Origin of the sequence: Sphingobacterium sp. 18053 (assembly GCF_902706145.1) — a bacterium.
GTDB classification, from domain to species: domain Bacteria; phylum Bacteroidota; class Bacteroidia; order Sphingobacteriales; family Sphingobacteriaceae; genus Sphingobacterium; species Sphingobacterium paramultivorum.
The window spans coordinates 1-12,044 of the sequence record NZ_CACSJW010000002.1 but is presented as its reverse complement, the minus strand read 5'-3'; the positions used below and the strand labels follow the sequence as shown (position 1 = coordinate 12,044).

The 12,044-nt window shown below is 39.4% G+C and carries 12 protein-coding genes; 9 read left to right on the top strand and 3 right to left on the bottom strand.

Annotated features, from left to right (window positions below):
• Positions 1-38: 38 nt before the first annotated feature.
• Together GVK91_RS04205 and GVK91_RS04200 are read left to right on the top strand one after the other, a co-directional pair.
• Complete coding sequence (locus GVK91_RS04205) at positions 39-1,862, top strand: DNA mismatch repair protein MutS (RefSeq protein WP_159727193.1); 1,824 nt, start codon at positions 39-41, stop codon at positions 1,860-1,862.
• Positions 1,863-1,929: 67 nt separating this feature from the next.
• Entirely contained in the window at positions 1,930-2,331 is a 402-nt protein-coding gene (locus tag GVK91_RS04200) for an acyl-CoA thioesterase (protein ID WP_075994203.1), read from the top strand.
• A gap of 90 nt (positions 2,332-2,421) precedes the next feature.
• On the opposite strand, the gene GVK91_RS04195 is transcribed toward GVK91_RS04200, so the two are convergent.
• A complete protein-coding gene (locus GVK91_RS04195) occupies positions 2,422-2,796 on the bottom strand; it encodes a DUF779 domain-containing protein (RefSeq protein WP_046672734.1) in 375 nt (124 codons plus the stop codon).
• Between the two features lie 120 nt (positions 2,797-2,916).
• Positions 2,917-4,419 carry an aldehyde dehydrogenase family protein gene (locus GVK91_RS04190; protein WP_159727191.1) on the bottom strand — a complete coding sequence of 501 codons (1,503 nt, stop codon included), beginning with the start codon at positions 4,417-4,419 and terminating at the stop codon, positions 2,917-2,919.
• 173 nt (positions 4,420-4,592) lie between these two features.
• Between GVK91_RS04190 and GVK91_RS04185 the strand changes: the two genes are divergently transcribed.
• Positions 4,593-5,495 (top strand): AraC family transcriptional regulator, encoded by a 903-nt coding sequence (locus tag GVK91_RS04185; protein ID WP_153845644.1) that lies wholly within the window; start codon positions 4,593-4,595, stop codon positions 5,493-5,495.
• A gap of 1 nt (position 5,496) precedes the next feature.
• Here the strand turns inward: GVK91_RS04185 and smpB are convergent, their stop codons facing one another.
• Positions 5,497-5,952: an SsrA-binding protein SmpB gene (smpB, locus tag GVK91_RS04180; RefSeq protein ID WP_120333714.1), complete on the bottom strand. Its 456-nt coding sequence runs from the start codon at positions 5,950-5,952 to the stop codon at positions 5,497-5,499.
• A 409-nt stretch (positions 5,953-6,361) separates the two neighbouring features.
• On the opposite strand from smpB, the gene GVK91_RS04175 reads away from it, so the two are divergent.
• The 6 genes from GVK91_RS04175 to GVK91_RS04150 all read left to right on the top strand — a co-directional run bounded on the left by GVK91_RS04175 (position 6,362) and on the right by GVK91_RS04150 (position 11,931).
• Entirely contained in the window at positions 6,362-7,561 is a 1,200-nt protein-coding gene (locus GVK91_RS04175; RefSeq protein ID WP_153845643.1) for a pyridoxal phosphate-dependent aminotransferase family protein, read from the top strand.
• An 11-nt stretch (positions 7,562-7,572) separates the two neighbouring features.
• The gene (locus GVK91_RS04170) at positions 7,573-8,694 is read left to right on the top strand and encodes a hypothetical protein (RefSeq protein WP_153845642.1); all 1,122 of its coding nucleotides are present in this window, start codon (positions 7,573-7,575) and stop codon (positions 8,692-8,694) included.
• On the top strand, positions 8,691-9,683 hold the full coding sequence (locus GVK91_RS04165; protein ID WP_153845641.1) for an NAD(P)-dependent oxidoreductase: 993 nt from the start codon (positions 8,691-8,693) through the stop codon (positions 9,681-9,683). Before GVK91_RS04170 ends, GVK91_RS04165 begins: the two co-directional genes overlap by 4 nt.
• 9 nt (positions 9,684-9,692) lie before the next feature.
• Positions 9,693-10,385 (top strand): CDP-alcohol phosphatidyltransferase family protein, encoded by a 693-nt coding sequence (locus GVK91_RS04160; RefSeq protein ID WP_153845640.1) that lies wholly within the window; start codon positions 9,693-9,695, stop codon positions 10,383-10,385.
• Between the two features lie 2 nt (positions 10,386-10,387).
• Positions 10,388-10,783: a GtrA family protein gene (locus GVK91_RS04155; protein ID WP_159727189.1), complete on the top strand. Its 396-nt coding sequence runs from the start codon at positions 10,388-10,390 to the stop codon at positions 10,781-10,783.
• Positions 10,784-11,787: 1,004 nt separating this feature from the next.
• A complete protein-coding gene (locus tag GVK91_RS04150) occupies positions 11,788-11,931 on the top strand; it encodes a hypothetical protein (protein ID WP_159727187.1) in 144 nt (47 codons plus the stop codon).
• Positions 11,932-12,044: the final 113 nt, after the last annotated feature.

Sequence of the window (12,044 nt, the reverse complement as noted above, 5' to 3'; positions counted from 1 at the left end):
TAAATTGAAATGAACGTGAAAGAATAAATATTCACCTTATGACCCCAACTGCAATATTATATGACCAGAAGCATCGCGAAATCGCTTCAACTGTCCTCAAATTAAATAAACAAGTCAATACGCTCAGCTTGTCGCGGCTATTTGTGATACTCGGTGGCGGAGCGTTATTATTTTATACCTTTCAACTGGAAAGCCTTCCGTTGGTCTTTTTCTGTTTTTTTGCATTATTGTTCCTATTCGCCTATCTCGTGCGGAAGCAGAGCCAGCTAGAGCTTCAGAAGAACTATTTTGAAGCCTATCTGAAAGTTTTGGCAAATGAACAGGCCTTGGCAGACGGAAAATTAAATATGTATGATCATGGCCAGCATTTTGAAAATGGAGCTCATCCTTATAGCTCCGATATGGATGTCTTTGGGACATACTCCTTATTTGCGCAGATAAATCGGGCAACTACCAAACAGGGAATTGATCTTTTGGCTTCTTGGCTTGATGCACCTCTCCAAAGCTATCAAATTCAACGCAATCAAGAAGCTTCCCAGGAACTTGAAAATGAATCGGAATGGATATGGGATTTTCAGGCAAAGCTTTTGGCCAATCTGAACCATAAATTGGATATCAAAGCATTTTTGATAAATTACTTTCAAGACCGAAATTTTCAGTTCGGAAATGCCTTCATGCGAGTCTATATCAAAGTAGGGCCTGTTTTATTTTTGGTCGCTTTAGTAGGCAGCTTTTTCGTGCCAAAATTGGCTGGGGTGGCAACATTGATTGGGCTATTTCATATTCTTTGGGCATTAGCCAAAGCTGGAAGTGTTAGTATATTCTCCTCTCGAATAGACAAGATAGGTGGCGTGCTGGGATCATATGCAGACGCAATTCAATCTATTGAAGACCACGCATGGAATTCTATTGCTATGCAGGAGATCGCGGGAGAGCTTAAACAAAACCAGGGTACAGAATCCATTTCCCTTGCCTTTAAAAAACTCGCTGGTCTTATTAACAATTTGGACGCCCGGAATAATGTCTTTGTCGGGATATTTCTAAACCTGTTTCTGCTTTGGGATTTTAGACAAGTATTGGCTATTGTTGACTGGAAGAATAAATACGAACACGAGATTCTAAATTCATTCGATACCTTAGCTAAGGTTGAGGCTGTAACTAGCCTTGCTATTTGGAAGAGAAACCATTCGTCGTACATTTATCCAGTAATTTTGGATAACCCACTGGAAAATAAGATTGAAGCGCAAGGCTTATATCATCCATTGATTCCAAGCAATCAGGTGGTAGCTAATGATTACAGTAGTATAGATCATCGTGTTGCTTTGGTGACAGGTTCAAATATGGCTGGAAAGAGTACGTTTCTGCGGACAGTAGGTATTAATGCAATTTTGGCATATGCCGGAGCTGCAGTTGCAGCGGCTTCTTTTCAGCTCCCGATTTATAAACTGATATCCTATATGCGAATCAAGGATAATCTGAATGAAAGTACGTCGACCTTTAAAGCTGAATTGAATAGGATGAAATTTATATTGGATACAGTTTCAGCACATAGCGATAGTTTTTTCCTAATCGATGAGATGCTTCGTGGGACAAATTCGGTCGACAAATATCTTGGCTCCCGTGCAATCATAAAGAAACTGGTTCGATTGGATGGTAAAGGTATGGTGGCTACACATGACTTACAGCTGTCCAGTTTACAAGAGGAATTTCCGGGAGATATCAAAAATTACCATTTTGACATTCGTGTCGACGAGGGTCAGATGCTGTTTGATTATAAGCTGAAGATAGGAGAATGTAAAATATTCAATGCTTCGCTTTTATTGAAAGGTATAGGAGTGGATATCGACGAAAATATGGAATAAAAATGACGGAACTGGAGCTAGATTGGTTTACATTTGTCTCCTCTTAAATCCACTTAATAAAAAATAAATGACTTTACAAGAACGTATTGATTTATCAGAAACACACGTCTGCACGACCGTGTTTCCGTTTTTGACGAATCATCACGATACGCTATTCGGCGGCAAGGCGATGTCCATTATGGACGAAGTATCGTTTATGGCTGCAACACGATTTTGCCGCAAAACTTTGGTGACTGTATCGACGGACCGCATAGACTTCAATAAGGCAATTCCTTCTGGAAGTATTATTGAAGCTATTGCAAGGGTTCAGAATGTAGGCCGGACCAGCTTGAAGGTGAAGGTCGACATATTTCTGGAACATATGTATAAGGAAGGAAGAGAACTTGCAATTGAGGGTGTTTTTACATTTGTTGCCCTGGATGAAAATAAACAGCCAATTCCAGTCCTTGAAGGCTTGGATATCGAATAAAATTTTAGCTTCCGAATGCGGAAACTCAGGGGAGAATTTTATAGGTCATCTCTACAGTGTTATGATTCTATGGTGTTTTATGCTTTTTGGTCATTCGTTTCGCTTGATTGGGCTGAGGTCATTAAGCTCTTCGGCTGTAAATAGGCGATAATGAACTTTGAAAGTTTTACCCAGTGGAGTTTCCAGTGAGAATCCTCCGGGACCAAACCCATCCAGTACATCGAGTGTGAAATGCGCATGTTTCCAATATTCAAAGAGATCACGATCCACCCAAAATTCATATCCTTCGGCTAAGCCTATCATGGCGTCATTCGTCCTTGGAAAATACCCTCCTTCCTCAAAACACTGTGGTTGTGTACCCTCGCAGCAGCCTCCGGCCTGATAAAACATTAATTTACCATGCTTCGCTTCAAGTTCATGAATGAGCTCCCTTGCTTTTTCAGTGATGTCTAATCTATTAATCATGGTGAAATCAGTTTATGTGTTTTAGCGTTGGTTCATATGAAATTCAGCGGAAGGGGCAGCATTTGCTCCCCCTAGACTCGGGTATCAAGCTGTTCGAAAAGTATACCCGGTATGCTTCAGTTAAAAGAAACCAAGTTTTTCTTTACTGTAGGAAATCAACATATTCTTAGCCTGTCTGTAATGTGCAAGCATCATTTTATGGTTTTCCCGTCCAATTCCTGATTGTTTGTATCCGCCAAATGGAGCGCCAGCTGGGTAGGAGTGGTATTGATTTACCCATACACGTCCAGCTTGTATGGCACGTGGAACCTGATAAAGCTGATGTGCATCTCGGGTCCATACACCTGCTCCGAGACCATACATGGTATCGTTGGCGATGGCAATTGCTTCTTGTTCATCTTTGAACGTGGTCACTGCCAGCACAGGGCCGAAGATTTCTTCCTGGAAAATACGCATGCTATTATCTCCTTTGAATAGCGTAGGTTTGATGTAGTAGCCTTCTTCAAAACCAGCGCCGACATTGTTTTCATCACCGCCAGTCAATACTTCGGCTCCTTCTTCTTTGCCAAGTTTAATATAGGACATGATCTTATCTTTTTGAATCTTCGATGCCTGAGCACCCATCATTGTTGTTGGGTCTAATGGATCCCCAACTTTGATCTGATTAACCCGATCGACCACTTTAGCGATGAATTTTTCATAAATATCCTCCTGGATCAGTAGACGAGATGGGCAGGTGCAAATTTCGCCCTGGTTGAGCGCGAATAATACGGCCCCTTCAACTGCTTTGTCCAAAAATGCATCATCTGCATCCATAACCGAACTGAAGAAAATATTGGGCGATTTTCCGCCCAATTCTAGGGTTACTGGGATGATATTTTCAGTAGCATATTGCATGACCAAACGTCCTGTTGCTGTGGAGCCTGTGAATGCTGCTTTGGAAACCTTTGGATTTGTGACCAAGGAACGACCAAGCTCTGCGCCGAAACCGTTGACGATATTGACCACTCCGGCAGGAATCAAATCACCGATGATTTCCATAAGAACAAGAATAGATGCTGGTGTACTTTCAGCGGGTTTTAACACGACAGTGTTCCCTGCAGCAAGGGCCGGAGCTAGTTTCCATACGGCCATCAGAATTGGGAAATTCCATGGAATAATCTGTGCAACAACCCCGATTGGTTCGTGTACAATCAGCGACACCGTATTGCTGTCCAGTTCGCTTATGGATCCCTCTTCAGCACGGATTACACCAGCAAAATACCGGAAATGGTCGATGGCCAATGGGATATCCGCATTGAGGGTTTCACGTACAGCTTTTCCGTTATCTATAGTTTCAACGGCTGCGATATATTCTAAATTAGCTTCAATACGGTCAGCAATTTTATTGAGGATAATACTTCGTTCTGTAGCGGAGGTTTTTCCCCAAGTTTCAAAAGCTTTGGCTGCAGTGTTGACAGCGAGATCCAGATCTTCTTTTGTTGAATGGGCAACTTGAGTAAACACTTTTCCGTCTACTGGCGAGATATTATCAAAGTATTTTCCTTGAATTGGTGCGACAAATTTACCTCCAATGTAGTTGTCATATCGTTCTTTGAACGATGGTCTTTTGATTGCGCTCATATGGTTTATTATTAATTATTTTTAATCCCTTCTTATCAAAGTTAGCCAGCAATTATTCAATGGCGTAGCAGAATTGATCCAAAACATAGCACAATTGTGGCAGATGACTTTCGGTCATAATTTATTTTTTTATTATATTTGATTGACTGCCAATTATATTTAATTGTTGCACTATGGGAGATAGGACGCTGATTCATACATTGCCATTTTCGCGCGCGGGGGAGCTTAGTACATTAGTGGAGAACCGACGCGCATTTACGTTAGATAGCTTGGAGCTTAATATCTACGAAACATATCGGGTGTCGCAGCATGTGCCTTTATGTTTTGATGACTTGGTTATGATTAACATGATCCAGGGTAAAAAGATCATGCATTTGGAGAATGTAAAGGCTTTTGACTATCTGCCGGGTCAGATGATGGTGTTGCCTGCATCGGTAGCTATGCATATTGATTTTCCAGAAGCGACCCTCGATCAACCCACGCAGTGTACCGCTTTAACGATTCATAAAGAGAAGATAGCAGCAGTCTTGGACTATCTAAATGAGTTTTATCCGAAAGAACACGTCAATCAGTGGGGGCTTGATCCGGATTTTTTTCATCTGTACAATTCGACTGAGCTTGCCGACCTGGTGAACAAGTTGTTTCAAATTATTATTAGTGAAAACCCGTTGAAAGATGTACTTGCAGATTTGACTTTTAAAGAGCTTACGATTCGGCTACTTCAGTCACAGTCACTGATTGCATTAAAAATTGGGAAGTCACCTAATAAAGTGCTGTTACACGTGCAGGAATTTATTCAGAAACATATTACCGAGAAAATTTCAATTGGTCTATTGGAGCGGACTGCTCATATGAGCAAAGCAAGCCTTACGCGGATGTTTAACCGTGAACTTGGACTTAGTCCGATGGAGTATGTGATCCAACAGCGTATCGAGAAGGCAAAAAAAATGCTTTTACTCACCCGTAATGTAAAGGAGTCCTGCTATGGGGCTGGATTTAATGATGTCAACTATTTTGTTCGGCTTTTTAAAAGCAGGGTAGGAATGACGCCAGGCGCATTTGTCCTGGCGCGTTAATCTAGAATTTCATCACGCGATCAAGCTCACGTTTAATATCTTTTTCTTTGATGTTTTCTCGTTTGTCAAAATCTTTTTTACCCTGTGCCAAGGCAATTTCAACTTTGGCAAAACCCCGGGAACTGATAAAGATGCGTAGGGGTACAATGGTAAAACCACGTTCTTCCCCTTTCTCTTTCAGTTTTTTTAATTCTCTTTTTGTCAATAGCAGTTGACGGTCGCGTTTTGCTTCATGGTTATAGAAAGATCCCATGGAGTATTCGGCAATGTGCATGTTACGGATGTATAATCCGTCCTCAAAAAAACTACAGAAACTATCGTTAATATTTGCCTTTCCTTCGCGTATTGATTTTATTTCTGTACCCAATAATCGAATTCCTGCAATGTACTTGTCCAGTAAGTGGTATTCAAAAGAAGCTTTTTTATTTTTTATATTGATATCTGAAGATAAAGCCATATATTGTTGTATATTAGTAAGTCTATACCATTGCTATTGCAATGAACCTAAATGTAACTAATTATAGGATAATTTAAAGTTCGCAAATATAATTATTAAAATTGTCTTATTTTAAAGTAGAATTGTGTGGACAGATGTTAGCGGAGTATTAAAATAAAATTAACAGTTTTGGGCGATGTGTTAAAAATATGACTAAATTTAAGTGAAAGTCAGATTATGTTTTCGTATGTTTGCAACGTTTTTGGAATTATTGTGAATCTATACAACGTAGAATTTCAACTTACATTGTGGATATAGCAGATTTTTAGTCGGAGACCGAGTTTTTTATATAAAAGTCCAATTCGATAATTTTGTTTGTTACAATAACATCTAAAAGTTAGAAATAGTTTTAGAAATACCTTTTTATCGCATGAGTAAAGGAAAGTTAGGCGAAAAAATATCGCAATTTAAGATTGTTGAGGAGTTGAAAGCTAAGGGCTTATATGCCTATTTTAGACCTATTCAATCAAAACAAGATACCGAAGTAAAAATCGATGGTAGACGTGTATTGATGTTTGGTTCTAACTCTTATTTAGGGTTAACGACTGATACACGTATTATAAAAGCAGCGCAAGATGCTTTGGAAAAGTATGGTACTGGATGTGCTGGATCTCGTTTCTTAAACGGTACGTTGGATATTCACGTGGAACTGGAAGAAAAATTATCTGCTTATGTGGGTAAAGAATCCGCTATTCTTTTTAGTACAGGATTCCAATCAAATCTAGGGCCTTTGTCATGTCTAATGGGACGTAATGATTATATTTTGTTGGATGAACGTGACCACGCGTCAATTATTGATGGTAGCCGTTTGTCTTTTTCTAAAGTAATCAAATACGGTCATAACAATATGGAGGACTTACGTGCTAAGTTATCACGGCTACCTGAGGATAGTGCGAAGTTAATTTGTACGGATGGTATCTTTAGTATGGAGGGTGATATTGTTAATTTGCCTGAACTTACATCGATTGCCAATGAGTTTGATGCTGCCGTAATGGTCGATGACGCACACAGTTTAGGTGTTATTGGGCACAAAGGAGCTGGTACAGCTTCTCATTTTGGGCTTAATGATGATGTAGACTTGATTATGGGTACATTTAGTAAATCGTTAGCTTCTTTAGGTGGATTTGTGGCTGGTGATGCGGATGTGATTGATTTCTTAAAACATAATGCGCGGTCTGTGATGTTCAGTGCTTCAATGACTCCAGCTTCGGTGGCTTCAACATTGAAAGCTTTGGAAATTATTCAAAATGAGCCAGAGCATATTGAAAAATTATGGAAAAATACAGATTATGCCAAAGCACAATTACTGGATCATGGGTTTGATTTAGGTGCTACGGAAAGTCCTATTTTACCAATCTTTATTCGTAGCAATGAAAAAACGTTCTGGGTAACTAAAATGCTCCAAGATGATGGCGTATTCGTTAATCCAGTTGTTTCTCCGGCAGTTCCTGCGGAAGAGTCTTTGATCCGTTTTTCATTGATGGCGACACATACTTATGACCAAATCGACGAGGCTATTGAGAAGATGGTTAAAGTATTCAAACAAGCTGAAGTTGAAACATTAATATAAAATCTAATCGTATGATTCAGATTATACCCGTTGAAACAAAGAAACAAAGACGGCTGTTTATAGATTTCCCTCATAGTCTCTATGAGGGAAATCCTAATTATGTACCTGCCTTATTTCTTGAACAAAACGATTTGCTTTCCCCTGACAAGCATCCCTTTTATAAACATTCCCAAGCACAACCTTTTCTAGCTTATCGTAACGATAAGATTGTTGGTCGTATATGTGCCATCTGGAACAACAATCATAATGCCTTTAATCATGTGAATGAAGGACAGTGGGGTTTTTTCGATTGTATAGATGATCAAGAAGTCGCAAACGCGTTATTTGAAACCGCAGAAAAATGGGTTAAAGCTAAAGGTGGGGATACGATCGTTGGGCCGATCAATTTATCGACCAATGATACCGTTGGTTTATTGGTTGACGGTTTTGATAAGCCTCCAGTAGCCATGATGCCCTACAATTCACCTTATTATATCGACTTGATTACCAATTCAGGCTATGGACATAAAGTGGATTTGAGAGCTTATTTGGTCATGGAAAAGTCTGCGGATAAACGTTCTGTATTGCTTTTGGATAGGCTGGAAGAGCGTTTGAAAAGATCTGGTATTACATTGCGTCAATTCAATGTGAAGGATTTTGAAAACGAGGCAGCAAAAGTTCGTGACATTTATAATAGAGCATGGGATAAAAATTCAGGTTTTGTTCCGATGACAGAGGACGAATTTAATTATACGGCCAAAGATTTAAAAATGATTCTCGATCCACGTTTTGCTATCGTTGCAGAGAAAGATGGTGAGCTTATTGGCTTTGGTCTAGGGATACCTGATATAAATCAGATCCTTATCAAAGTGAAGCGAGGGCGTCTACTTCCTACGGGTATTTTTAAATTGTTATTTGGAAAGAAAAAAATCAACTTGCTTCGTGTACTCATGTTAGGGGTATTGGAAGACTACCGTAAACTTGGTATTGAAGCATGTTTGTATGGCCGAATTATAAAAGAATCAAAAGATTCTAATATTAAGGGGGCCGAATGTTCATGGATGTTGGAGCATAATTACATGATGAACCACGCTATTGAACAAATGAATGGAGAATTGTACAAACGTTATCGTTTGTATCAAAAATCATTATGATAGAAAAAGTATTAATCACCGGAGCGAGTGGTTTTGTAGGCTATCATTTGACAAGAGCAGCGAAAGAGGCGGGGATGGAAGTTCATGCCGCGGTGAGGAAGTCAAGTGATGTTTCAGAAATTCGCTCCGTTGTAGATAAATTTGTTTATCCGGATTTCTCTGATGAAGAGTCTATCAGAGAATTACTGGAAGCGGAAAACTATACCTATGTTGTTCATGCTGCGGCAATGACTCGTGCCAAACATGAAGAAGATCTCGAAAAGGTCAATGTTGGTTATACAAAAAACTTGGCATCAGCTTGTTTTTCTTTAAAAACTCCCATCAAAAGATTTGTTTTCGTTAGTAGTCTTGCGGCGATCGGTCCTGTTAACTACGATGCTAACCCTATCGATGAAAGCAACCCTTATCGTCCTGTTACGGCGTATGGTCGTAGTAAGCAGAAAGCGGAGCTCGCGTTGAATGATTTTAAAGATCAGCCACTAACGATTTTGCGCCCTACTGCAGTATACGGCCCTCGTGAAAAGGATATTTTTATTGTTTTTAAAACAATGAACGGAGGCCTGGATGCCTATGTTGGTCGCTCTCCTCAAAAGCTTAGCTTTATTTATGTTGCCGACTTGGTGCAGGCGATCATTCATGCCTGTCGTTTTGACCAAGGTGGAAAGCAGGTGTATAACCTCAGTGATGGACAGGTATATGGCCGTTATGAGTTGGCTAGGTTTTTCAAAGAGTTTAGCCAAAAGAAAATGATTCGTATGCATATTCCTTTGGGTGTCGTGAAGACTATCGCGGTTATTTTTGAACGTTTGTATAAAAATTCTAAAGCAATACCTGTACTATATCCTGAACGGCTGAATGAACTTACAGCTGAAAACTGGGGCTGTGATATCTCGGCGGCTCAGCGTCAGCTACAATACCAACCTAAATATGATTTGAAGAAAGGCTTAATGGAGGCATTGGCTTGGTATAAAGAAAATAAATGGCTATAATCGCAGATAATGAGTGAGTTAAAAATAAATAAAAAACTTTTTCAGGATAGAAAGAGAACAAATATCTTAAGTGAACCCGAACAAAAACTTATCTCGTACCTCGTTCCTAGAATCCCCAATTGGATTACATCGGATGGACTTACGGCAATTGGATTTTTAGGTTCCTTAATGATATTGGGGAGTTTTATACTGGCTGAATATGTTGATATTCGCTATTTACTTTTAGGAATCCCTGGTTTCTTTGTACAATGGTTTGGTGATTCATTAGATGGGCGTATCGCATTCTACCGCAATAAATCCCGCCGCTGGTACGGTTTCGCGCTAGATATTGTAATGGATTGGATCAGTACTGTTTTTATAGGATTAGGATATGTGCTGTATACCGTGGGCGATTTTAAGTATCTGGGATTTACATTGGTCGCATTATATGGCTGGGCAATGATTATTTCTCAGCTCAGGTATAGAATTACAGATAAGTATACGATAGACGCCGGAATTTTGGGGCCTACTGAAATTCGAGTGATTATTTCATTGGTTATGCTCTTTGAAGTTTTAATGCCAGGATCTATTAATTGGTGTGTACTGGTAATCTGTATTGCACTTTTTATAATTAATGCAAATGATACACGCCTACTTCTTAAATTAGGCGATGAAAAAGACAAAGAGGATAAACTAAAAAAACAGCAGGAGGAGGCTATTTAACGATGTCTTCAAAAGTTATTACTTTTTTAAAAGCTCAACTTTCCGCCTTTTTAGGCGGATTGTTTGATTTTGGAGTATACTCTGCTTGTTATAAGCTTCTTCATATCAGTGCTCCTTTTTCTAATGCTATTAGTGGTAGCCTTGGTGCTGTTGTTAATTTTTTGATCAATCGATACTGGTCCTTTGGTAGTACGCAAAAGTCCGTAGGGAGTCAGCTATGGAAATTTGTGATTGTCGTCTGTGGTAGTATTGCATTGAAGTCTACAGGAATTCATTTTCTGGTGGATGTATATCATTTAAACTTTTTGTTCTCAAAACTAGTCGTTGAGCTGCTCGTTTCTTTGGGCTTCAACTATACACTTCAGCGTTTTTGGGTTTTTAAAGCGGAGGAGAAATAGTAATTTCCTTCTTTTTGCGAATCAGCTTTAGCTGGTTTCAGTTTCTTTTCTGTTTTCTGATTCTTTGATCTCTCTTGTTCTTTTCTTACCTAGTTTTGGTTTTGTAGGATGTTAGTTTAGCTCTTGTTCTAGACTAAAAGGGCTTCTTAGCGTCTTATCTCTGTTATATTCCTTCAAATCGCTGTTGTTTTCTGTTTCTCTGGGGCAAATCCGAGGTGAAGCGTGCTACTATCTTATTTGTTGATTCTATTTATTCGCTTTTATTTAGTTCTTCTTTAAACTAGATTTTAATTGGTATTTAGTTAGCTTTTGGTTAGGGTTAGTTTAGCTATAACCTAAGCTATACCTAAACAAACCCTAACTAAACCCTAAGTAAAAGCTATACTAAAATGAGAATTGATCCAGGTTTACTTTAGACTGGTCCCGCCATCCTCTATTCCGCTGCGGTTGCGGTTCCCGGTCACGTCCCATCTCTGTTATATATATCGATGGTATTAAACTATACGGTTCTCTATTCCGCTGCGGCTGCAGTTCGCGGTCACATCCTATCTCTATTATATATATCAATCTATATATATCAATCGTATTAAACTATATTGTTCTCTGTTCAGCTATGTTTACGTTTTCCAATCTCCCTTTCTATGCTGTGTCGGTGGGGCAGTAGACCCGGCAGGTGCAGTTCGGGATGTTTTCGTTGCCAGATGCCGCTATCTGTCCCCATTCCGGATTAGGATCAGCCATCCCAGCCTTCCGATTACCTGTTTTACAAAAAGAATCTCGCACCGTTACAGGTAGTTAAGGGCAAAATGAAAATAATAAGAACAAAAGGCTTGGAAGTTTGTTGGTAAACTCCCTATCTTTGCACCACTCCGCAAGGGAGGAACGGTTACCCCGAAAGAGGGAATCATGAAAAAAGAAGGGTTTAAGAGAAGCCTGACAGGATTTAAAATCCCGCTCAGTTTATTTTAAACGCGGAAATCGAAAAAAGGGAAAAGAAAAAAAACTTGAAAAAGTTTTTGGAAGTTCAAAAAAGATTTCTACCTTTGCAGTCCCAACGGAAACGAAGGGTAAAACAAAACGATAAAGAGGGGCGCAATGCCCATCGGAATATAGCGGATACGGGAGTTGAAGCGCGAAAAGTTCTTTAAGAAAACACAATCATGTAAGCGTGACGAGTAGACAAACGAAAGTCATGAACAAATTCAAGAATTAGTTCAATTCGATCCAAGATCAGAGATATAAAAAAAGAATTCTGATTATG